The sequence below is a fragment of the Rhodanobacter sp. Soil_C_14 genome (assembly GCF_057657335.1).
The window spans coordinates 306,642-327,679 of sequence record NZ_JBDGIQ010000005.1 but is presented as its reverse complement, the minus strand read 5'-3'; the positions used below and the strand labels follow the sequence as shown (position 1 = coordinate 327,679).

Below are 21,038 nucleotides of genomic sequence, written 5' to 3'. Positions count from 1 at the left end.
ACGTAGAGTGGTCATTCGGGAAACAGTGACGGAGCCTGCAGCCTCATGCTGAACCTGCATGGCGAATGCTGGGTGATCACCGACACGGCCGCCGGCAACCAGCGGCAGGCGCTGGCGCTGGCGGAGTATCTGGGCATGCCCATGCGTCACCTGGTGCTGCAGCCGCGGGCGCCGTGGTCATGGCTGGCGCCGAAACTGGAACTCGGCGGGCGGCTGGCCCTGCCCGCCCGCCAGCGCCGCCTGTTCGCACCGCCCTGGCCGAACGTGGCGATCGGCTGCGGCCGCGCGGCCGCCCTGTTCACCCGCATGTTGCGCCGCCTGTCCGACGGACAGTGCTACACCGTGCAGATCCTGGACCCGCGGATCGATCCCGCCCACTGGGACACGGTCGTCGCGCCCCGTCATGACCGGCTCGACGGCCCCAACGTGCTGCAGCCACTCGGCTCGCTGAATCCGGTCGACGACGAATGGCTGGCCGATGGCCGCGATGCCTGCCCGGGCTTCGGTGAGCTGCCGCAACCGCGGGTCGGCGTCCTGCTCGGCGGCTCGCGCCAGGGCATCACGCTGGACGGCGACTATGCGCGCCAGCTGTCGACGCGACTGCTCGAACGCCAGCGTGGCGAAGGCGGCAGCCTGCTGGTGCTCGGTTCGCGGCGCACCTCGCCCGTGCTGGTCGAAGTGTTCCGCCGCAGCCTGCGCGACGTGCCCGGCCTGGTCTGGGCCGGACCCGACGACGGCCGCAACCCCTACCCGGGCGTGCTCGGCTGGGCCGACCGGCTGGTGGTCACTCCCGATTCGGTGAACATGCTTTCCGAAGCCTGCGCCGTGGGCTGCCCGGTCCAGACTTTCGTGGCCGCGCCGTTGCCGGCGAAGATCGAGCGTTTCCATCACGCCCTGCGCGAGGCCGGGCGGCTGCACGACCTGGACGGCCCGGCCGCTCGTCCATCGGCGCCACTGCGCGAGACCGCAGCGATCGCCGCCGATTTGCGCCAGCACATCGCCGCCCGACAACGCGACGCATCGACGGCATGACATCAGGCCGGGCCGGCGACGCCGCCCGAAAGGAAGCGCACACACATGGATACCGTGAAGCACCCCGAGAGTTGGACTGCTGCCTGGATCGTCACCGCCGTCTACATCGCCATCGGCTTCGTGCTGGCGGTCGTGTTGCCCGACACCGTCGTCGCCGAGGCATGGATTCCCTTCGACACCCGCCTTGGCCGCTCGCTGGCCGCCGCTTCCACCGACCCGCATCGCGTGCGGCTGTACTGGGCGTGGATGCCGATGCTGTTTCCCTGCGCACTGGCCGCGTTGGCGGCAACTGCACCGGTCAGGCTGAATTCGCGCGCCGCCGACAAGGAGGGCTCGATCCTCATCCTGGTCATCGGCTTCCTGCTGTTCGGCTACGTCGGCACGCCCGGGATCGTGTACCTGGTGCTGAGCATGGACGTGACGTCCGCTTCGTCGTCACATCGAATGGACCGGATGATCCTCGGCATGAGCCGCGGCCGGCTCGGCCTGTTCTGGGGCGGCAGCTGGCTGACCACGGCAACGCTGATGCTGGCCTGGCTTTCCTACGTCGCCATTCCCGTCAGCTACTTCAAGCTGCTGAAACTCCACCGCGACAATCGCGCCTGAGCGGAAAGCTCAAAAGGCGAACCCCAGCGCGTCGGTGACCTCGCGGACACTGCCGCACAGCTGCGCCAGTTCCGCATCGCGAGGGGCGATGCGCGAGCGCAGATCGAGGGTGCAGGCCAGGGCGCGTTGCAGCAGGTCGGCGTGGGCCACGGCGAGGATCGCGGCCTGATTGTTGTCGAGCAGGCCGGCGCCGCGGCAGGCCTCGATCAGGCCCGCGTTGGCGGTGACCCCCAGCAGTGACGGCTGCTGCGCCGCATGCGCCAGCACCAGCCCCTGCAAGGCGAACTCGATATCGAGCAGGCCGCCGTGGCCCTGCTTCAGATCGAACTGGCGCTCGTCGGAGCGGTCGCGTTCGGCACGCCAGCGCTGGCGCATGCTGCCGACCTCGGCCAGCACGGTGGCGCGTTCGCGCGGCACCGCCAGGATGCTGCGTCGTACCTCGGCCAGCTGCGCGTTGAGCGCCGCGTCGCCAGCCATCGGTCGCGCGCGCAGCAGCGCCTGGTGTTCCCAGGTCCACGCACGACTCTGCTGATAGGCCACGAATGCATCCAGGCTGCCCACCAGCAGCCCCTTGGAACCGTCCGGCCGCAGCCGCGTGTCGACTTCGTACAGGCGCCCGCCGCGGGTCAGCACGGTGAGCCAGTTCATCGCCCGCTGGGCCAGCCGCTGGTACCAGCGCGAACCTTCGATCGGCCGCGCGCCGTCGCTCATCGCCTGGGCGCGTCGGCCGTCGTAGACGAACACCAGGTCCAGATCCGAGGCGAAACCCAGCTCCTCGCCGCCGAGGCTGCCGTAGCCCAGCACCGAAAAGCCCGAACCTTCTCCGGGCAGCCGGCCGTGCTGCGCCACCAGCTCGCGCTCGGCCAGGGCCAGCACCGCGCCCACCACCGACTCGGCCAGCGCGGCGAGCCGGCGCGCGGTGGCCACCGCGTCGGCGCGGCCGTCGTTGAACGCCAGGCCCAGCCGAAAGGCGGTCGACGCCTTGAACTCGTTGACCCGCTCCAGTTCCGCCTCGGCCTCGCGCTCCTCCAGCGTGCCCAGCACGCGGACGATCTCGGCGGCGATGTCGGCGCGCTTGAACGGCAGTTGGTCGATGCGCGGATCGAGCACGTCGTCCAGCAGCAGCGGTTGCGCGATCACCCGTTCGGCCAGGAAGGCACTGTCGGCGAACAGCCGCACCAGCCGGCGCCGCGCGGCCGGCTGCTCCTCCAGCAGGGCCAGATAGGACGAGCGCCGCGCCACCGCCTGCATCAGGCGGACCAGCCGCAACAGACTGGCCACCGGCGCCTTGCTGGCGCGGGCGGCCTCGAACAGCTGCGGCATCAGGTGATCGAGTCGTTCGCGCGAACGGGGCGACATCGCGCGCACCGAAGCCGCCTGCGGCAGCTTCAGCAAGGCGTCGGCCAGTTCGCCACCGGGCACGAAGCCGGAGTTTTCGAGCACGCCGGCGTCCAGCGACTCGTCGCAGGCGTGTTGCCACAGTTGCAGGTCGGCGACCGGCACGCTGGCGGCGCGGCCGCCCTGCGGCATCAGGACCGCGGCGAACTCCTCGCTGACGATGGCCCGCTGCGCCACCAGCGCCGCCTGCAGGCTGTCCCAGTCCGGATGGTCCAGGCTCAGTGCCAGGCGCTCGCGACTGAGGGCATCGGGCGGGATGTCATGGGTCTGCGCATCGCGCAGCATCTGCACCCGGTTCTCCACGCGCCGCAGCAGCACGTAGGCCTGGCGCAGCGCACGCGCACGCGCGGCGGGAATGTGGCCGCGCGCCTCGCACGCGGTCAGCGCCGGCAGCAGGCCGCGCACGCGCAGGCTCGGCTCGCGGCCGCCGCGGATCAGCTGGGTCAGCTGCACGATGAACTCGATCTCTCGGATGCCACCGGGGCCCAGTTTCAGATTGTCGGCCAGATCCTTGCGCGCCACTTCCGCATCGATCAGCGACTTCATCTCGCGCAGGCCGGCGAACGCGGTGTAGTCGAGGTATTTGCGGTAGACGAACGGTCGCAGCAATTCCTGCAATTGCTTGCCGGCGGCGCGATCACCGGCGACCGGGCGTGCCTTGATCCACGCGTAGCGTTCCCAGTCGCGACCTTCGCTCTGGTAGTACTGCTCCATCGCGGCGAACGACAAGGCCAGCCGGCCGGCGTTGCCGAACGGGCGCAGGCGCATGTCGACGCGGGCGCAGATGCCGTCCATGGTCGGCTCGTTGAGCAGGCGCACCAGCTGACGGCCCAGCCGCACGAAGTACTCGCTGTTGTCGAGCGGCCGCACGCCGTCGGTGTGGCCGCCGTGCGGGTAGGCGAACACCAGGTCGATGTCCGAGGAGAAATTCAGCTCCGACCCGCCCAGCTTGCCGAAGCCGATCACCAGCAGGCGTTGCAACGCGCCCTCGGGGTTGCGGCTGTGGCCGTAGCGCGCGGCCAGCATCCGCTCGGACCAGCCCAGTGCCAGTTCCAGCAGCACCTCGTACAACACGCTGGTCGCCGACAGGGTTTCCGGCAGCTCGTCCAGTCCGTTGGCATCGCGGAACACCAGCCGCAATGCCTCGGCGTGGCGGAAGCGGCGCAGCGCGACCATGCACCCGGCCTCGTCCTCCGGCAGCTTCAGCGCCTCGACGCGCGCACTGGCATCGCTGCCCGAGCGCAGGCGCTCCAGCCCGGCCGGCGCCAGCAATTGCGGCTGGCGACACCAGGTGTCGAAGGCGAAATCGCTGGCCAGCAGGGTGCGCCGGATACGCTCGGCCACGCCGGCGTCGTCGTGCAGCGGCACGCCGGCCACACGGCAACGACTGGCGAGTTCGCCGTAACGGTCATCGATCAGTGCGCGCAGTGCGGGGCTTGCCGGATGGGTCATCCGGGCATTGTGCCGCATGGCGGGCGGCTGCCGGCAGCTGAGCACCGCTTGAACAAGCCCTCGACAAGCCGGACACTCGCCGGCCACGCCTACTCCTTGTTCATCTGGCCGCCATTACATTGGCGCGTCCAGACCATGACAGCAAACGCAGGACTGCCATGCCGCCACTTGCTTCCCCGCCCGTTTCCCGTTGGCGAGCGATCGCTTCCCGGGTCGCGCTGCTGTTGCTGCTGGCCGTGGCCTTCGTGCTGCTGACCGGGTGGGTGGACGGTGGCGTCGGCGTGACCCCTCTGCGCATCTTCGACCAGGCACGTTACCCGCTGGCCAACGCCTTGCCGGGCCTGCTGCTGGCGGCGCTGCTGCTGGCGATCAGCCGGCGCGCATGGCTTTCGTTCGCGCTGGCGTTCCTGTTGCAGGGCCTGCTGTACGCGGTGAACGTGCTCAAGGTGGCCAACCTCGGCACGCCGCTGTTGCCGGACGACTTCCGCATCGTGGGGCAGTTGCACAAGGGTGGCATGCACCTGCTGTCGGGCTATCTGCCGCACAGCGCGTGGCCGTACCTCGGCCTGCTCGCCGCGGTGATCGCGATCGTGGTGGCGTGGCGACTGGAACCGCCGCTGTTCGAACGCCGCCCGCGGTTACCGCGCGCGCTCGGTGGCGGCGTGGCGGCACTGGCACTGCTCACGATGCTGGTCGGCCTGCAGGCGTGGACGAAGATCTACAACGCGAAGACCTTGTGGCTGGAGCCGTGGTCGGCCATTTCCACCACCACCCATTCCGGCCTGATCAGCTCGCTGATGCTGTTCCATCTGCAATACGGCAAGGGTGCGCACAAGCCGGATCCGATCACGGCCAGTCGTCTGATCAACCAGTCCGCGCCGGCACTGCTGCAGTCCATGCAGGCGGCGACACCGGCGGCGGCCGACCTGCCGGACGTGGTGGTGGTGCAAAGCGAGTCGTTCTTCGACCCGACCATCATGCGCGGCTATGAGCACAGCAACTTCGCGCCCAATCTGCGCCGGCTGGCTGCGCACGGCATCAGCGGCAAGCTGCACGTGCCCACTTTTGGTGGCGGCACCATCCGCACCGAGTTCGAATTCCTCACCGGCCTGTCGCTGCGCTATTTCGACAACCTGCAGTTCCCCTATCTGCAGATGAGTCACCAGGCACTGCCGGGACTGGTCCGCACGCTGAACCGGCACGGCTATTCGACGCTCGCACTGCACGGCAACGACCCGGCGTTCTGGAACCGCACCACCGCGTTCAAGGCGATCGGCTTCGATCACTTCGTGTCGCAGTCGTCGTTCCCGCCCGGCGCGCCCAACGACGGCAAGTACATGGCCGACAGCGCGATGACCGACGAGATCATGACCCAGCTGAAGGATCAGGGCCCGCCGCAGTTCATCTTCGCCATCAGCATCGAGGCGCACGGCCCGTACGACGTCGAGCCCACCCATGTCGCCGAGCGCGACGCGATCCCGGTGCCCGCCGGCATCACCGGCCGCGACAAGCTGGAGCTGCAGAACTACCTCTATCACCTCAAGCATGCCGATGCCGAGCTGGGACGCCTGGTGAAGCTGCTGGCGGCACGCGAGCGTCCCAGCGTGGTGTTGTTCTACGGCGATCACCTGCCAGCGTTGAGCAACAGCTACCAGATCACCGGCTTCGTCGACGGCGGCGACATGCTGAGCCAGGCCGGCGTGTGGCTGCTGGTCGATCCGAAGCACCCGGGCAAGCGCAGCACGGCCGACACCGCCTCCTGGCTGCTGCCCGGCAAACTGCTGGCGCACATCGGCATCCACGACGATCCGTACTTCGCGCTGACCGAACTGGTCGGCCCACAGCTGGCCTCGCTCACCGAGGCGCCCGGCGCACCGCCATTGCCCGAGGGCGACGACCTGCAACAACTCGACAAGGCCATGGCCAGCGTCGAACAGCTGCGCATGAGCAACAAGCTGGACAGCCTGCTGCCGCAGCCCGCACCGGCGCCCGCGCCTGGCCAGATCGTCCACAACGCCGCACCACCGGCACCACGGCCGGCATCCGCCGCGCAGTGACGCGAACAGCGGCGCCTTTGCCCCGGGCTCGCCGTTCAGCGAGCTGTCCGGCGACTGAAGAGCGCGACCCGGTATTCACGCGGCAGTCGGGCGAGGCCGCCTAGCGTCGGTGTGGCCGTCGGCGCGTGCCATGCGCTTGCGGCGGCATTCCCCACCTGGAGGTCACCCTCATGCGCAAGACCATGCTTTCCGCCCTCATCATCGGTGCCAGCGTATTCACTGCTTCCGCCTTCGCCCAGGCCAGCCTCGGCGGTGCCGCTCACATTGGCGCCGGCGCCCACGTCGGCGCAGCCGCACCAGGCGCCATGCACGCCGTTGGCCAGACCACCGCGCAGACGGAGCAGACCCTGCATCGCACCGGCTCCCACGCGAAACACCGGACCCGCAAGGCCGCTGACCGGACCCACTCGACCGTCAATGACCACGCCAACGCCAATGCCAACGCGAATGCGAATGGCGCGATCGGAGCGGGCGCCGGCGACTCGCATGCGGGCGCCAACGCCAACGTCGATACCGGTGCCGGCCTCGATACGGCCGCCACCGCAGGCAGGGCTGGTGAGATGGGCCGGGGCGTGGGCGGCGACGTGCGCGATACCGCGCATTCGGCGATCCAGTCCACCGATCGCGCGGCCGGCTCGGTCGGCGACGCGGTGCAGGGCGTCAACGCCAGCGGCAACGCCGCCGCCAGCGGCAGTGTCCACGCCCACGGGCACTGAGTTCACTGCCACCAACCCGGCAGATATCGCCCGGATTCCGGCGCCACAAAAAAGAAAACCCCGCCGAGGCGGGGTTTTCCTTTGTCGTGCCTTGAGCGGGGAACTCAGAAGTCCATGCCGCCCATGCCACCCATGCCACCGCCCATGCCGCCGCCATGGCTGTGGCCTTCGTCCTTCTTCGGCAGCTCGGCAACGATCGCCTCGGTGGTGATCGCCAGACCGGCCACCGATGCGGCGTGCTGCAGGGCCGAACGGGTGACCTTGGTCGGGTCCAGGATGCCCATGGCAACCATGTCGCCGTATTCGCCAGTCGCGGCGTTGTAGCCGAAGTTGCCGCTGCCGTCCTTGACCTTGTTCAGCACCACCGACGGCTCTTCGCCGGCGTTGGCGACGATCGCGCGCAGCGGCGCTTCCAGCGCACGGCGGGTGATCGCGATGCCCAGGTCCTGGTCGGTGTTGTCGCCCTTCAGGCCTTCGACGGCCTTCAGCGCGCGGATCAGCGCCACGCCACCACCGGGGACCACGCCTTCCTCGACCGCTGCACGCGTGGCGTGCAGGGCGTCTTCGACGCGTGCCTTCTTTTCCTTCATCTCGACTTCGGTAGCCGCACCGACCTTGATCACGGCCACGCCGCCGGCCAGCTTGGCCACGCGTTCCTGCAGCTTCTCGCGGTCGTAGTCGGAGGAGGTCTCCTCGATCTGCGCCTTGATCTGGCCGATGCGCGACTGGATCTTCTCGGCCTCGCCCGCGCCGTCGATGATCGTGGTGTTTTCCTTGGTGATGACGATGCGCTTGGCGCGACCCAGATCGTTGATCGTGGTCTTCTCCAGCGATAGGCCCACTTCCTCGGACACCACCTGGCCGTTGGTCAGCACCGCGATGTCTTCCAGGATCGCCTTGCGACGGTCACCGAAGCCCGGCGCCTTGACGGCGGCGACCTTGACGATGCCGCGGATGGTGTTGACCACCAGGGTGGCCAGCGCCTCGCCCTCGACTTCCTCGGCCACGATCAGCAGCGGCTTGCCGGCCTTGGCGACGGCTTCCAGCACGGGCAGCAGCTCGCGCACGTTGGACACCTTCTTGTCGTGGATCAGGATGAACGGGTCATCCATTTCGACCTGCTGGCTCTGCTGGTTGTTGATGAAGTACGGCGACAGGTAGCCGCGGTCGAACTGCATGCCCTCGACCACGTCGAGTTCATTGTCCAGGCCCGAGCCTTCCTCGACCGTGATCACGCCTTCCTTGCCGACCTTCTTCATCGCGGTGGCGATGATGTCGCCGATGTTGGTGTCGGAGTTGGCCGAGATCGTGCCGACCTGGGCGATTTCCTTGTCATTCGCGGTCGGATTGGAGAGCTTCTTCAGCTCGCCGACGGCGGCGATGACCGCCTTGTCGATGCCGCGCTTCAGGTCCATCGGGTTGATGCCCGCGGCGACGGCCTTGAGGCCTTCCTGGATGAACGCCTGCGCCAGCACGGTGGCGGTGGTGGTGCCGTCACCGGCGACGTCGGAGGTCTTGGAAGCGGCTTCCTTGACGATCTGTGCGCCGAGGTTCTCGTACTTGTCGGCCAGCTCGATCTCCTTGGCGACGGACACGCCGTCCTTGGTGATCGTGGGGGCACCGAAGCTCTTCTCGAGCACGACATTGCGGCCCTTCGGGCCCAGGGTGACCTTGACGGCATTGGCGAGCGTGTTCACGCCCTTGAGGATGCGCGAGCGGGCGTCTTCGCCGAAACGGACTTCTTTAGCGGCCATAAAATTTTTCCTTGAAAAATTTTGAATAAGTAAGGGGAAACGTCACGAAAGAGCTGCAAGAAGGAGCCAAAGGCGACCGGGAGCGCGGCTTTCGCGCTACACCACCAGGCTCCAGCTCAATCAGCCCTCGATCACCGCCACGATGTCGTCTTCCTTCAGGAACACGAGCTCTTCGCCGTCGATCTTGATTTCCTGGCCGGCGTACTTGCCGAACAGCACCACGTCGCCAGCCTTCAGCGACATCGGACGGACCTTGCCGTCGGCCATGATCAGGCCGGTACCTGCGGCGACGACCTTGCCGCGAGTCGGCTTTTCGGTGGCGCTGTCGGGGATCACGATGCCGCCGGCGGAGACGCGCTCTTCTTCGAGACGCTTGACGATGACGCGGTCATGCAGGGGACGCAGTGTGCTCATGGAGGACTCCAGCTGGTTCAAACAGTTGATGGACAAGGTCTTGCAGAGCCCGGACGGCAGCTCTGTTAGCACTCGATGGTAATGAGTGCCAATTCTACGCAGATAGCATCCCGCAGCAAGAGTGTTCGTACGCGGGGATGGACAGCACATTGGGCGAACCCGGCAGCGTTTCAAGGGCGCGGCGGTGAATCACCTCGCGCAAGCTCGGCTACGCTGCCGGCATGACCATGACCGATCCCGCCACCGTCCTGCTCTGCCATTGCAGCTGCCCCGACCAGGCCTGCGCCCGCCAACTGGCCGAAACGCTGGTTGGCGAACGGCTGGCCGCCTGCGTCAACCAGCTGCCGGGCGTGCAATCGACCTATCGCTGGCAGGGTGCCGTCACCACCGACAGCGAGGTGCTGCTGCTGATCAAGACCACCGCCGGTCGTTTCGAGGCGCTGAAGGCGCGGCTGCTGCAACTGCACCCTTACGAACTGCCGGAACTGGTCGCGGTGCCCGTGACCCACGGTCACGACGCCTATCTGGACTGGGTGCGTGCCAACGTCGCAGGGGGATTCGCGGCGACTGGGCCATAATGGTCATCCACCCGCGCGGCGCGCGGGCCGCACTGTTCCCGGAGTCGTGATGCGATCAATGCTTGCCGGCCGGATGGCCGTTCGCCTGCTGATCGGGCTGAGTCTGCTGTTTGCCATGTTGCCCGCGTTCGCCCAGGACACGGCCGAACTGCTGCCGGTGACCGAGGCCTACAAGCTCAGCGCCGATGCCGGCACGCCCGGCGTGCTGAAGCTGCACTGGACGATCGCGCCGGACTATTACCTCTACCGCGGCCGCATGAAGTTCAAGGGTGGCGATGGCGTCAGCCTGGGCACAGCGCAGTTGCCCGACGGCGAGAAACATCACGACGAATACCTCGGTGACGTGGAGACCTATCACCACGGCGTCGACGCCAGCATTCCGTACACCGTGGCCGCCGGCACCGATCGCTTGCGGATCAGCGTGCAATACCAGGGCTGCCACGAAGTCGATCCGAAGATCTGCTACCCGCCGCATACCGAGAAGCTCGACTTGCCGCTGCCCGCCGATGGCGCCGCCGCGGCGGCCCCCGTCGCCGGCTCGCTGGGCGCCGCGCTCGGCCAGCTCGGCAGCAACAGGATCGAGGCCGTGGCGGGCACGGTCGGCGCGCCGCTGCCCGCCGAACAGGCCTTCCGTTTCGAGGCGCTGGCGCAGAACCCGCACCAGTTGCTGCTGCGCTGGACGATGCCCAGGGGTTACTACCTGTATCGCGACCAGACCACGCTGAAACTCGAAAACGCCGGCGGCCTCGCCCTGAAACCCGCGTGGCCGGCCGGTACCGCGCACCACGACGAGCACTACGGCGACGTCACCGTGTATTTCGACCAGGTCGAGCTGCCGGTGGCGGTCGAGGGCGACCTCGGCGACGCCAGAGCGCTGACCCTGCTGGCCAGTTTCCAGGGTTGCCAGGACGGCGGCCTGTGCTATCCGCTGATGACCCGCCGCGTGAACCTCGATCTTGGCAGTGGCGCCACCGTCACCGGCCAGACCACCGAAACCCCGCCGGAACTGCCACCGGGCAATGCTGATTCGGTTCCGGCTGACTCGGTTCCGGCTGACTCGGTTCCGGCCGGCCCGGCCCCGCTGCAAGTGAGCCTGATCGCTGCCCTGTTGCTGGCGCTGGGCGGCGGCCTGGTGCTGAACCTGATGCCGTGCGTGCTGCCGGTGTTGTCGATCAAGGCCGTCAGCGTGCTGGAAAGCGCGGAAAGCCACGCCGCGGCGCGCCGTCACGCACTGTTCTATACCGCTGGCGTGCTGTGCAGTTTCGCGGCACTCGGCCTGGGCATCCTGGCCCTGCGCGCGGCGGGGCATGCGCTGGGCTGGGGCTCGCAACTGCAACAACCCCTGGTGGTCGGCGTGCTCGCCTGCCTGATGCTGGCGGTCGGCTTGTCGATGTCCGGCGTGGTGCAGTTCGGCGCCTCGCTGGGCAATACCGGCGCCAGCCTTGCCGCGCGCTCCGGTCCGGCCGGCGACTTTTTCACCGGCGTGCTGGCCGTGGTGGTGGCCAGCCCGTGCACCGCGCCGTTCATGGGCAGCGCGCTGGCCTATGCCTTCGCCGCACCGATGGTTTCGGCCCTGCTGGTGTTCCTGATGCTGGGCGTCGGCCTGGCGCTGCCGTTCCTGGCGGTGGGCTTCGTCCCGGCGCTGGGCCGTCTGCTGCCACGGCCGGGACGCTGGATGGAAACGCTGAAGCAGGTGCTGGCCTTCCCGATGTACCTCACCGCCGCGTGGCTGGTCTGGGTGCTGGCCAATCAGCGCGGCGCCGACGCTGTCGGCCTGGTGCTGGTGGCGATGGTGCTGCTGGCGATGACCCTGTGGTGGTTCGAGCGCAGCCGCTCGCGCGGCGCGATCAGCAAGCTCGCGGTGGTGGTGCTGGCCATCGCCACCGTGGTGCCGATGGCCCTGCTCGCCCACGTGCCGCCGCCGTCGGCCAGCGCGGCGATCGAGGAAGGCGTGGTCGCCTACAGTCCGGAAAAACTGGCCAGCCTGCGCACCGCCGGCACGCCGGTGTTCGTCGACATGACCGCCGACTGGTGCGTCACCTGCAAGGCGAACGAGCACACCGTGCTGGACACCGACGCCTTCCGCGCCCTGCTCAAGCGCACCGGCGCGGTCTACATGAAAGGTGACTGGACCGACGTCAACCCGACCATCAGCGCCTTCCTGCAGCAATACAACTCGCCCGGCGTGCCGTTGTACGTGGTCTTCCCGAAGAACGGCGGCCCCGGCAAACAGCTGTCCACCGTGCTGACCCGCTCGATGGTCGAGCAGGCGCTGACGGAAGCGGCGCGCTGATGCTCAGTCGCGGCAACTGGACCATTCTCGGCCTGGCCGCGCTGGCCGCCGCGGTCGGCGGCTACGCGCAGCACCACCTGCAGACGGCCCCGGCCGCAGCGGTGACCACCGCGGCTTCGACCATCATCGGCCAGCCGTTGCCGGCGCTGAGCCTGCCCGACCTGGATGGCAGGCTGCATGATCTGGGCGAGTATCGCGGACGCCGCGTACTGATCAATCTGTGGGCCAGCTGGTGCCTGCCCTGTCTGCAGGAAATGCCCGCGCTGGTCAAAGCCCAGCAGAAATTCGGCGATCATGGGGCGATCGTGATCGGAATTGCGCTGGACGAGCCAGCTCACGTTCGGGCCTTTTTGGCCGCACATCCGGTGAATTACCCGATCTTGATCGGCCAACCGGAATCGCCGGGCACGTCGCTGAAACTGGGAAATACCCTGCGGAACCTCCCTTACAGCGTGCTTGTCGCCGACGATGGGCGCATTTTGGCCACACATGCGGGAGCCATGACCGCCGATCAGATGGAGCAGTGGCTGGCTCCCTGATCCACGCGTCGTCCGAAGGCGGCCGACATACGGTTACGCACGGGAACCCGGCGCTTCTCCGTCAAACATCGCCGATCTGCGGCGAACTGGACAAGACTGCTGGGGGCGCGCACACTGCGCCCGTTCCGGGGCGTCCGGACGCGGCCTTGGACAATGACGTTGGCGAAAATCCTGGTCCTGCATGGACCCAACCTCAATTTGCTGGGCGCCCGCGAACCGGAGATCTACGGTCACGAGACGTTGACCGACATCAACCAGCAACTGGCCGAGCGCGCGCAAGCCGCGGGGCACGAACTGGTCTGGTTCCAGTCCAACGCCGAGCATGAACTGATCGGGCGGGTGCACCAGGCCCGTGACGATGGCACGGCGATGATCCTGTGCAATGCCGGTGCGTTCACGCACACCAGCATCGCGCTGCGCGATGCGTTCGCCGCCACGGCCATTCCGTTCATCGAGGTACACCTGTCCAACGTCTTTGCCCGCGAGCCGTTCCGCCACCACTCCCATCTTTCCGACATCGCGGTCGGCGTGATCTGCGGCTTCGGCGGCAACAGCTACCGGCTGGCGCTCGACGCGACGCTGCAACGGCTGCAAACCGCCGCCACGGCCTGAGCGCCGGCGACCCACCCACTCATCTTCCAGCCACCCGCGCGTGGCATGACTGACCAAAGGCTGATCCGATGGATTTGCGCAAAATCAAGAAACTGATCGACTTGCTCGAGGAATCCAACCTCGCCGAACTGGAGATCAAGGAGGGCGAGGAAGTCGTCCGCCTGTCGCGCGTGCCGAAGAACGCCGCGCCGGTCGCGGCCGCCCCGGCGGTTGCCGTCGCTCCGGTCGCCGTCGCCGCTCCCGCCCCGGTGGCGGCCACCGCGGCAGAGCCGGCACCGTCCTCTGCACTGCCCGCCGGCACCGTGATCAAGGCGCCGATGGTCGGCACCTTCTACGCCTCGGCTACCCCGGGCACGCCCGCCTTCGTCAAGGTCGGCCAGCAGGTCAAGGCCGGCGAGACGCTGGGCATCATCGAGGCGATGAAGATGTTCAACCAGATCGAAGCCGAAGTCGCGGGCACCGTCCAGGCGATCCTGGTCGAGAACGGCCAGCCGGTGGAATTCGACGAACCGATGTTCGTGATTGCCTGATGATCGAGCGGGAACGGGGAGCGGGGAACGGGGAACGGAAAGATCAATGGCGCGCACTCGCAGCTGCTGACCTTTCCGTTCCCCGCTCCCCGTTCCCGGCTCCCCGCTCTTTGGAGCTCCCATGCTAGAAAAAGTCGTCATCGCCAATCGTGGCGAAATCGCGTTGCGCGTGTTGCGCGCCTGCCACAGTCTGGGCATCAAGACCGTGGCGGTGCATTCCACGGTGGATCGCAACCTCAAGCACGTCGGCCTGGCCGACGAGTCGATCTGCATCGGCCCGGGGCCGTCGGTGGACAGCTACCTCAACATCCCGCGGATCATCGCGGCGGCGGAGATCACCGACGCCCAGGCGATCCACCCGGGTTACGGCTTCCTGTCCGAGCGCGCGGATTTCGCCGAGCAGGTCGAGCAGTCCGGCTTCATCTTCATCGGTCCCACCGCCGACGTGATTCGCCTGATGGGCGACAAGGTCGAGGCGATCAAGGCGATGAAGGCGGCCGGCGTACCGTGCGTGCCCGGCTCCGGCGGCCCGCTGGGCGAGGATGTCGACACCAACATCAAGATCGCCCGCGAGATCGGCTACCCGGTGATCATCAAGGCTGCCGGTGGCGGCGGTGGCCGCGGCATGCGCGTGGTGCGCACCGAGGCGCACCTGGGCAACTCCATCGTGATGACCAAGCAGGAGGCCAAGGCGGCTTTCGGCAACGACGTGGTCTACATGGAGAAGTTCCTGGAGAACCCGCGCCACGTGGAAATCCAGGTGCTGGCCGACGGCCAGGGCAACGCGATCCACCTGGGCGAGCGCGACTGCTCGATGCAGCGCCGCCACCAGAAGGTGGTCGAGGAAGCTCCCGCTCCCGGCATCACGCCCGAGCTGCGCGCCGAGATCGGCAAGGTCTGCGTGGATGCCTGCATCCGCATCGGCTACCGCGGCGCCGGCACGTTCGAATTCCTGTTCGAGAACGGCCGCTTCTACTTCATCGAGATGAACACCCGCATCCAGGTCGAGCACCCGGTGACCGAGTGGATCACCGGCGTCGACCTGGTCCGCGAGCAATTGCTGATCGCCGGCGGCGAGAAGCTGTCGATCAGGCAGGAAGATATCGTGATCCGCGGCCATTCGATCGAGTGCCGCATCAACGCCGAAGACCCGGACACCTTCATGCCGAGCCCGGGCACGGTGAAGCGCTTCGAGGCGCCGGGCGGCCCGGGCGTGCGCGTCGACACGCACCTGTACGACGGCTACCGCATTCCGCCGAACTACGATTCGATGATCGGCAAGCTGATCGTGCACGGCCCCGACCGCGCCACCGCGATCGCCCGGATGCAGCTGGCGTTGGCGGAAACCGTGATCGAAGGGGTGAAGTGCAACATCCCGCTACAGCAGAAGATCATGGCCGACGTCGGCTTCCAGCATGGCGGGCAGAACATCCATTACCTCGAAAAGCGCATGGCCGAGCAGAAGGAGAAACGAGAAGTGAGTGCGGAGAAGTGAGGTGTGAGTAAAGGCGGCCCTCAACCGCCCTCACCCTGACGCCCGCCCCGCCTTCTCTCTTTTCTCACTCCTCTCCACTCACTCCTCGCCCATGCCTTTTCTCGAACTCTCCCTGATCGTCCGCCTCGAACAGCAACCCGGCGCGGAAGAAGCGCTGGAGGATCTCGGCGCGCTGTCGATCACCTTGCGCGACGCCGATGCCGAAACGCCGGACGAACAGGCGATCTTCGAACCCGGCGTGGGCGAGTTGCCGCTGTGGTCGACGATCACGCTGAATGCGCTGTTCGATGAAGACGCCGACCGCCGCGGCCTGGCCGCGGCGCTGGGCGAGCTGTTGCCATGGCTGGAGCCGGACCAGCTGAGTTTCAGCGAGGTCGCCGACCAGAACTGGGAACGCGTCTGGATGGACCAGTTCAAGCCGATGCCGTTCGGCCGGCGCCTGTGGATCTATCCGTGGAACATCGAACCGCCGGCGGACGTCGACCTCGTCGTCGTCCGGCTCGATCCCGGTCTCGCCTTCGGCAGCGGCACCCATCCCACCACGGCCCTGTGCCTGGAATGGCTGGACGGCCTCGACCTCGTCGGCAAGACGATCACCGACTACGGCTGCGGCTCGGGCATCCTGGCCATCGCCGCGCTGAAGCTCGGCGCGAGCAGTGCGGTTGGCGTCGACAACGATCCGCAGGCGCTGGTCGCCTCGGCCGACAACGCCGGGCGCAATGGTGTGGACAACCAGCTCGCGCTGTTCCTGCCGCAGGACGTGGACGCCCCGCCAGCGGACGTGTTCATCGCCAACATCCTGGCCGGCCCGCTGGGCGAGCTCGCGCCCACTTTCGCCGCCGCCGCCAGACCCGGCGCGCCGTTCGCCATCTCCGGCATCCTCGCCGGCCAGCAGGACGAACTTCTGCAGCGCTACGCCGAATGGTTCGAGGACCTGCGCGTGGACACACGCGAGGACTGGGTGCGCATCAGCGGACGTCGCCGCGGCTGAACCGGCGATGCAGGCTTGACGGCGCGATCACCCTGCTAAGCTTGGCCGATACCGATTCAAAACGGCCTGCATGTATACCCAATGCCCCGAATGCCTGTCCGTGTTCTCGCTGGATGCGCCGACACTCGCCAAGGCGCACGGCCACGTCGTGTGCGGCCATTGCCATGCCGGTTTCGACAGCCTGGCCACGCTCGCCGAACAGCTGCCGCCTGAACCCTTCGTCGAGTTGCCGCTCAACGAACCCGCGTTCGAACCACCGCTGCTCGACCTGGTGGTCTATCGCCCGCGCCCCGAGCCGACGCCCGTCGTCGTGCTCGGCGAAACGCCAGTCACGGTCGCCTCGCAGGCGCCAGTGGAAGACTTCTCGCAACTGGTGTTTGCGCCGCGCTTTGCACGCGAGTCGAAGGCCCAGGCGCCGAAGCGAACGGAGCGAAGGGAACGGCGGCACCTGTCGTCATCCGCCGAACGGCGCTGGCCATGGGTACTGGCCTGCAGCCTGCTGACACTGGCGCTCGGCGTCCAGCTGGCCTGGGCCAAGCGCAACGACCTGATCCGCGATCCGCTCACCGGCGGCTGGCTGCGCAGCACCTGCGCGACGCTGGGCTGCGAGCTGCCGCTGGTCGCCGCACCGGGACGGCTGCGGCTGCTGGCCAGCAACGTGCAGGCGCACCCGAGTGTCGCCCACGCGCTGATGATCAGCGCCAGCGTGCGCAACGATGCCGCCTTCGCCCAGCCGTACCCGGTGCTGACGGTCACCTTGTCGAACGCGCAGGGCCAGCGCATCGCGATGCGCCGGCTGCAGCCGGAGGAGTACCTGGACGACACCTCGATCCTGCGCAGCGGGCTGTCACCCGGGGGCACGGCGGTGCTGCTGCTGGAGGTGGAGGACCCGGGCGACAACGCGGTGGCGTTCGAGCTCGGTTTCGAATGAAGGCATCCGTGGTACTTAAAATTATCCGCCCGCGCGGGTAGACTCGGTTCTTCGCGTCTGCATGCCTCGACCGCATGCAACAGGCGCCACGAAGCACCAGCATCATCCATAACCATTCGCGACGGCCCATGCAGTCGTCGTTTCGTACGTGAGGGAAAATGTCCGTGAATGCCGTAAGACTGCCTGCTGCCGAGCCCGCCAGAGCGGCCTCGTCGCAGAACGCAGGTTCGCCTGGCGCCAGCCACCATGGCCAGAGTGCCCTGAGCGAATGTGTCACCCGCACGGTGCGCCGCTATCTCGCCGATATCGGTGACACCGAGTGTGCCGAAGGCCTCCACGCGCTGGTCCTGCGCGAGGTGGAGGTGCCGCTGTTGCGCGAGGTGCTGGCATTCCACGACGGCAACCAGAGCCGCGCCGCCAGCGCGCTCGGCATCAACCGCGCCACCCTGCGCAAGAAGCTTGCGGCGCACGGCCTGTTGTAATTCCCGCCCGCAAAAGCCGGCCTGCGTTTGGCCGGCTATAATGACCGGCTTTCCCCCTACGGAAACCCGCTCATGCCCGCTCCCCAGCTCGTCCCGGTTCGTCGCGCCCTGCTCAGCGTCTCCGACAAGACCGGCCTGATCGACCTGGGTCGACGCCTCGCCGCGAAAGGCATCGAACTGCTCTCCACCGGCGGCAGCGCGAAGGCGCTGCGCGATGCGGGTATCGCGGTCACCGACGTCAGCGACGTCACCGGCTTCCCCGAAATCATGGACGGCCGGGTCAAGACCCTGCATCCGAACGTGCACGGCGGCCTGCTCGGTCGCCGCGGCACCGACGACGCGGTGATGGCCGAACTCGGCATCGCGCCGATCGATCTGCTGGTGCTGAACCTCTACCCGTTCGAGGCGACGGTGGCCAGGCCGGACTGCACCCTGGAGCAGGCGATCGAGAACATCGACATCGGCGGCCCGGCGATGCTGCGTTCGGCGGCGAAGAACTGGAACGACGTGGGCGTGCTGACCTCGCCCGGGCAGTACGACGCGGCGCTGGCCGAGATCGAACAGCACGGCGGCCTGACCCGCGCCACCCGCTTCAGTCTGGCGGTAACGGCATTCAACAACGTGTCGAACTATGACGGCGCGATCAGCGATTACCTGTCGGGCCTGCAACTGGACGAGACGCAGCAGACGATCGCCGGCCACGCCACCTTCCCCGCGCAGATCAACGGCCGCTTCACCAAGCTGATGGACCTGCGCTACGGCGAAAACCCGCACCAGCAGGCAGCGTTCTACAGCGACCTGTATCCCGCCGCCGGCACGCTGGCCACCTTCCGGCAGCTGCAGGGCAAGGAGCTTTCGTTCAACAACATCGCCGATGCCGATGCTGCGTGGGAATGCGTGCGCAGCTTCGTCAAGCCGGCCTGCGTGATCGTCAAGCACGCCAACCCCTGCGGCGTGGCGGTGAGCCTGGACGGCATCGGCAAGGCCTACGACCTGGCCTTCCAGACCGATCCCACGTCCGCCTTCGGCGGCATCATCGCGTTCAACCGCGAAGTGGATGGCGCCACCGCGAAGGCGATCGTCGAGCGCCAGTTCGTCGAGGTGGTGCTGGCGCCGGCGTATGCGGACGAAGCGCTCAAGGCGTTCCACAAGAAAGGCAACGTGCGCGTGCTGGTCATTCCGATTCCGGAGGACGGCAACCTGCTCGGCGCGCATCCGGGCGGCCATTCCAAGCGCGTGGGTTCGGGCCTGCTGGTCCAGAGCGCCGACACCGGCATGATCACCGCCGCCGACCTCAAGGTGGTGACCCGCAAGGCGCCCACCGAAGCGCAAATCCACGACCTGATCTTCGCCTGGAAGGTGGCCAAGTTCGTCAAGTCCAACGCCATCGTCTACGCCCGCGACCGCCAGACCATCGGCATCGGCGCCGGCCAGATGAGCCGCGTCTACAGCGCGAAGATCGCCGGCATCAAGGCGGCCGACGAGAAGCTCGAAGTGCGTGGTTCGGTGATGGCATCGGATGCGTTCTTCCCGTTCCGCGACGGAATCGACGCGGCGGCCGCCGCGGGCATCAGCGCGGTGATCCAGCCGGGCGGCTCGATGCGCGACGCCGAGGTGATCGCCGCCGCCGACGAGCACGACATGGCGATGGTGTTCACCGGGATGCGTCACTTCCGCCATTGAACGTGACGGAAGCAGGTCGGCATTGAGTCCGGGCGCGGACAGGCGCACGCTCGGCATCCACCCTCAGGCGGGAGGCTGCCATGCATTACCAGCTGTTCTACTGGAGCGGCATCCAGGGTCGCGGCGAATTCGTGCGGCTGGCGCTGGAGGATGCCGGCGCCGCTTATGACGACATCGCCCGCGAGCAGGGCGACGACGTCATGGTGCAGTACCTCGACGGCGTCCACGAGGGTCCGCTGCCGTTTGCGCCGCCCTTCCTCAAGGCCGGCCGGCTGCTGATCGCGCAGACGGCGAACATCCTGCACTACCTCGGGCCGCCGCTCGACCTGGTGCCGGACAGCGAGAGCCGCCGGTTGCTTGCGCAGCAGTTGCAGCTGACCATCGCCGACCTGGTCGCCGAAGTGCACGACTCGCATCATCCGGTCGCCGTCAGCCTGTACTACGAAGAGCAGCGCAGCGAAGCCGCCCGCCGCGCGGCGGACCTGCGCGAGACGCGGCTGCCGAAGTATCTCGACTACTTCGAACAGGTGCTGGAACGCAGCGGCGGGCATCACGCCCTGCACGCGCACTCGTACGTCGACCTGTCGCTGTTCCAGCTGATGAGCGGGCTGGAGTATGCGTTTCCGCGGGCGATGCAGCGCATCGGCCGGCAACTGCCGCTGTTGCGGGCACTGAAGGAGCGGGTGGCGCAACGACCACGCGTCGCCGCCTATCTCGCCTCGCCACGACGCCTGCCGTTCAACGAGAGCGGCATCTTCCGCCACTATCCGGAACTGGACGATCCGGGCTAGGCGACCCAGGCGAACAGCGCCGGGCCCGGCACGGACGGCTACCAGCTTTCACGCAGTTGCCCAGGGCATCCCCACTGCCGGCACCGGCGTGGCCGGATGCCGGTGGAGCGCGCCCGTCAGTGACCGGTGTCGTTCGGCGTGGTGTCGCCCGACTCTGCCGGCGGCCGCGCCTTGCCCCACTCCAGCACCTTGTACATGACCGGGCCCACCGGCTTCTGGCCATGCTCGTCGACCAGCCGACCCTGCGGGTCGACCATGTAGGTCTGGGCGATGCCGCTTTTCGGCGTGATCACGACCATGTAGACACGGCCGTTGCGGCTGTATTCCTGGATGCTGTTGTCGCCCTCCTGGCGCACCCGTACTTCCGGCGTCACTTCGTCGCGCGGATGCCGCGCGCCATCGTCGTGCATCGCCGGCAGGGCCTGCGGCTTCAGGTTCAGGGACTTCGCGGGCGCGCTGGTGGCATGCCCGGTCTTTGTCGCGGCCTTCTTCGCCGCCGGCGGACTCACGGCCTTCACTCCCGGGTCGTTGAGGCCCGGCGGCGGTGGCACGCTCGTCGATGGAGCGGATTGCGCCAGTGCACTCGAGCCCGGCAGGCTCGCTGCGAACAGGAAGCTGGCGGCAACCAGCAAGGCAACGGTCTTCATGGCGGCAACCTCGTTCGGGGAGGGCAGCATAACAGCG

General features: G+C 67.7%; 19 protein-coding genes. 15 read left to right on the top strand and 4 right to left on the bottom strand.

All coding sequences use genetic code 11. From position 1 onward, the window contains the following. Positions 1 to 45: 45 nt before the first annotated feature. Both AC3A56_RS13985 and AC3A56_RS13980 read left to right on the top strand, forming a co-directional pair. Complete coding sequence (locus tag AC3A56_RS13985; protein WP_487770724.1) at positions 46 to 1,032, top strand: mitochondrial fission ELM1 family protein; 987 nt, start codon at positions 46 to 48, stop codon at positions 1,030 to 1,032. 45 nt (positions 1,033 to 1,077) lie between these two features. Beyond that, positions 1,078 to 1,638, top strand: a complete 561-nt coding sequence (locus tag AC3A56_RS13980; protein ID WP_487770723.1) for a hypothetical protein — start codon at positions 1,078 to 1,080, stop codon at positions 1,636 to 1,638. A 9-nt stretch (positions 1,639 to 1,647) separates the two neighbouring features. Here AC3A56_RS13980 and glnE read toward each other — a convergent pair whose 3' ends face one another. Continuing rightward, the gene (gene glnE / locus AC3A56_RS13975; RefSeq protein WP_487770722.1) at positions 1,648 to 4,488 is read right to left on the bottom strand and encodes a bifunctional [glutamate--ammonia ligase]-adenylyl-L-tyrosine phosphorylase/[glutamate--ammonia-ligase] adenylyltransferase; all 2,841 of its coding nucleotides are present in this window, start codon (positions 4,486 to 4,488) and stop codon (positions 1,648 to 1,650) included. A gap of 158 nt (positions 4,489 to 4,646) precedes the next feature. Between glnE and AC3A56_RS13970 the strand changes: the two genes are divergently transcribed. Then, positions 4,647 to 6,545, top strand: a complete 1,899-nt coding sequence (locus tag AC3A56_RS13970) for an LTA synthase family protein (RefSeq protein ID WP_487770721.1) — start codon at positions 4,647 to 4,649, stop codon at positions 6,543 to 6,545. A 170-nt stretch (positions 6,546 to 6,715) separates the two neighbouring features. Continuing rightward, positions 6,716 to 7,261: a hypothetical protein gene (locus tag AC3A56_RS13965; RefSeq protein ID WP_487770720.1), complete on the top strand. Its 546-nt coding sequence runs from the start codon at positions 6,716 to 6,718 to the stop codon at positions 7,259 to 7,261. Positions 7,262 to 7,365: 104 nt separating this feature from the next. Here AC3A56_RS13965 and groL read toward each other — a convergent pair whose 3' ends face one another. Together groL and AC3A56_RS13955 are read right to left on the bottom strand one after the other, a co-directional pair. Further along, positions 7,366 to 9,015, bottom strand: a complete 1,650-nt coding sequence (groL, locus tag AC3A56_RS13960; RefSeq protein ID WP_487770719.1) for a chaperonin GroEL — start codon at positions 9,013 to 9,015, stop codon at positions 7,366 to 7,368. Between the two features lie 120 nt (positions 9,016 to 9,135). Continuing rightward, positions 9,136 to 9,429: a co-chaperone GroES gene (locus tag AC3A56_RS13955; protein ID WP_007806603.1), complete on the bottom strand. Its 294-nt coding sequence runs from the start codon at positions 9,427 to 9,429 to the stop codon at positions 9,136 to 9,138. A gap of 221 nt (positions 9,430 to 9,650) precedes the next feature. Here AC3A56_RS13955 and cutA point away from each other — a divergent pair, with 221 nt between their 5' ends. The 11 genes from cutA to AC3A56_RS13900 all read left to right on the top strand — a co-directional run bounded on the left by cutA (position 9,651) and on the right by AC3A56_RS13900 (position 20,354). Then, positions 9,651 to 10,007 carry a divalent-cation tolerance protein CutA gene (gene cutA / locus AC3A56_RS13950; protein WP_056718026.1) on the top strand — a complete coding sequence of 119 codons (357 nt, stop codon included), beginning with the start codon at positions 9,651 to 9,653 and terminating at the stop codon, positions 10,005 to 10,007. Between the two features lie 49 nt (positions 10,008 to 10,056). Continuing rightward, positions 10,057 to 12,300 carry a protein-disulfide reductase DsbD family protein gene (locus AC3A56_RS13945; RefSeq protein ID WP_487770718.1) on the top strand — a complete coding sequence of 748 codons (2,244 nt, stop codon included), beginning with the start codon at positions 10,057 to 10,059 and terminating at the stop codon, positions 12,298 to 12,300. Continuing rightward, on the top strand, positions 12,300 to 12,839 hold the full coding sequence (locus AC3A56_RS13940; protein ID WP_056718024.1) for a TlpA family protein disulfide reductase: 540 nt from the start codon (positions 12,300 to 12,302) through the stop codon (positions 12,837 to 12,839). The genes AC3A56_RS13945 and AC3A56_RS13940 overlap by 1 nt, the downstream gene beginning before the upstream one ends. Before the next feature lie 159 nt (positions 12,840 to 12,998). Next, complete coding sequence (gene aroQ / locus AC3A56_RS13935) at positions 12,999 to 13,451, top strand: type II 3-dehydroquinate dehydratase (RefSeq protein WP_056718068.1); 453 nt, start codon at positions 12,999 to 13,001, stop codon at positions 13,449 to 13,451. A gap of 68 nt (positions 13,452 to 13,519) precedes the next feature. Then, positions 13,520 to 13,981 (top strand): acetyl-CoA carboxylase biotin carboxyl carrier protein, encoded by a 462-nt coding sequence (gene accB / locus AC3A56_RS13930; RefSeq protein WP_056768240.1) that lies wholly within the window; start codon positions 13,520 to 13,522, stop codon positions 13,979 to 13,981. A gap of 121 nt (positions 13,982 to 14,102) precedes the next feature. Continuing rightward, on the top strand, positions 14,103 to 15,476 hold the full coding sequence (gene accC, locus AC3A56_RS13925; RefSeq protein ID WP_056718021.1) for an acetyl-CoA carboxylase biotin carboxylase subunit: 1,374 nt from the start codon (positions 14,103 to 14,105) through the stop codon (positions 15,474 to 15,476). A gap of 91 nt (positions 15,477 to 15,567) precedes the next feature. Next, a complete protein-coding gene (gene prmA / locus AC3A56_RS13920; protein WP_487770717.1) occupies positions 15,568 to 16,467 on the top strand; it encodes a 50S ribosomal protein L11 methyltransferase in 900 nt (299 codons plus the stop codon). A gap of 70 nt (positions 16,468 to 16,537) precedes the next feature. Then, positions 16,538 to 17,398 (top strand): zinc-ribbon and DUF3426 domain-containing protein, encoded by an 861-nt coding sequence (locus AC3A56_RS13915; protein WP_056718019.1) that lies wholly within the window; start codon positions 16,538 to 16,540, stop codon positions 17,396 to 17,398. Positions 17,399 to 17,556: 158 nt separating this feature from the next. Continuing rightward, entirely contained in the window at positions 17,557 to 17,880 is a 324-nt protein-coding gene (locus AC3A56_RS13910; RefSeq protein WP_050981427.1) for a helix-turn-helix domain-containing protein, read from the top strand. Positions 17,881 to 17,952: 72 nt separating this feature from the next. Then, positions 17,953 to 19,563: a bifunctional phosphoribosylaminoimidazolecarboxamide formyltransferase/IMP cyclohydrolase gene (gene purH / locus AC3A56_RS13905; RefSeq protein ID WP_487770716.1), complete on the top strand. Its 1,611-nt coding sequence runs from the start codon at positions 17,953 to 17,955 to the stop codon at positions 19,561 to 19,563. A gap of 80 nt (positions 19,564 to 19,643) precedes the next feature. Continuing rightward, complete coding sequence (locus AC3A56_RS13900; RefSeq protein WP_487770715.1) at positions 19,644 to 20,354, top strand: glutathione S-transferase; 711 nt, start codon at positions 19,644 to 19,646, stop codon at positions 20,352 to 20,354. A 116-nt stretch (positions 20,355 to 20,470) separates the two neighbouring features. Here AC3A56_RS13900 and AC3A56_RS13895 read toward each other — a convergent pair whose 3' ends face one another. Then, positions 20,471 to 21,001, bottom strand: coding sequence for a DUF2782 domain-containing protein (locus AC3A56_RS13895; RefSeq protein WP_487770714.1), 531 nt, complete (start codon positions 20,999 to 21,001; stop codon positions 20,471 to 20,473). Positions 21,002 to 21,038: the final 37 nt, after the last annotated feature.

What these genes read in the sequence shown, in the direction of transcription:
- AC3A56_RS13985 (WP_487770724.1), top strand. Translation starts at nt 46, where the DNA reads ATGCTGAACCTGCATGGCGAATGCTGGGTGATCACCGACACGGCCGCC.
- AC3A56_RS13980 (WP_487770723.1), top strand. Translation starts at nt 1,078, where the DNA reads ATGGATACCGTGAAGCACCCCGAGAGTTGGACTGCTGCCTGGATCGTC.
- glnE (WP_487770722.1), bottom strand. Translation starts at nt 4,488, where the DNA reads ATGACCCATCCGGCAAGCCCCGCACTGCGCGCACTGATCGATGACCGT.
- AC3A56_RS13970 (WP_487770721.1), top strand. Translation starts at nt 4,647, where the DNA reads ATGCCGCCACTTGCTTCCCCGCCCGTTTCCCGTTGGCGAGCGATCGCT.
- AC3A56_RS13965 (WP_487770720.1), top strand. Translation starts at nt 6,716, where the DNA reads ATGCGCAAGACCATGCTTTCCGCCCTCATCATCGGTGCCAGCGTATTC.
- groL (WP_487770719.1), bottom strand. Translation starts at nt 9,015, where the DNA reads ATGGCCGCTAAAGAAGTCCGTTTCGGCGAAGACGCCCGCTCGCGCATC.
- AC3A56_RS13955 (WP_007806603.1), bottom strand. Translation starts at nt 9,429, where the DNA reads ATGAGCACACTGCGTCCCCTGCATGACCGCGTCATCGTCAAGCGTCTC.
- cutA (WP_056718026.1), top strand. Translation starts at nt 9,651, where the DNA reads ATGACCATGACCGATCCCGCCACCGTCCTGCTCTGCCATTGCAGCTGC.
- AC3A56_RS13945 (WP_487770718.1), top strand. Translation starts at nt 10,057, where the DNA reads ATGCGATCAATGCTTGCCGGCCGGATGGCCGTTCGCCTGCTGATCGGG.
- AC3A56_RS13940 (WP_056718024.1), top strand. Translation starts at nt 12,300, where the DNA reads ATGCTCAGTCGCGGCAACTGGACCATTCTCGGCCTGGCCGCGCTGGCC.
- accB (WP_056768240.1), top strand. Translation starts at nt 13,520, where the DNA reads ATGGATTTGCGCAAAATCAAGAAACTGATCGACTTGCTCGAGGAATCC.
- accC (WP_056718021.1), top strand. Translation starts at nt 14,103, where the DNA reads ATGCTAGAAAAAGTCGTCATCGCCAATCGTGGCGAAATCGCGTTGCGC.
- prmA (WP_487770717.1), top strand. Translation starts at nt 15,568, where the DNA reads ATGCCTTTTCTCGAACTCTCCCTGATCGTCCGCCTCGAACAGCAACCC.
- AC3A56_RS13915 (WP_056718019.1), top strand. Translation starts at nt 16,538, where the DNA reads ATGTATACCCAATGCCCCGAATGCCTGTCCGTGTTCTCGCTGGATGCG.
- AC3A56_RS13910 (WP_050981427.1), top strand. Translation starts at nt 17,557, where the DNA reads ATGTCCGTGAATGCCGTAAGACTGCCTGCTGCCGAGCCCGCCAGAGCG.
- purH (WP_487770716.1), top strand. Translation starts at nt 17,953, where the DNA reads ATGCCCGCTCCCCAGCTCGTCCCGGTTCGTCGCGCCCTGCTCAGCGTC.
- AC3A56_RS13900 (WP_487770715.1), top strand. Translation starts at nt 19,644, where the DNA reads ATGCATTACCAGCTGTTCTACTGGAGCGGCATCCAGGGTCGCGGCGAA.
- AC3A56_RS13895 (WP_487770714.1), bottom strand. Translation starts at nt 21,001, where the DNA reads ATGAAGACCGTTGCCTTGCTGGTTGCCGCCAGCTTCCTGTTCGCAGCG.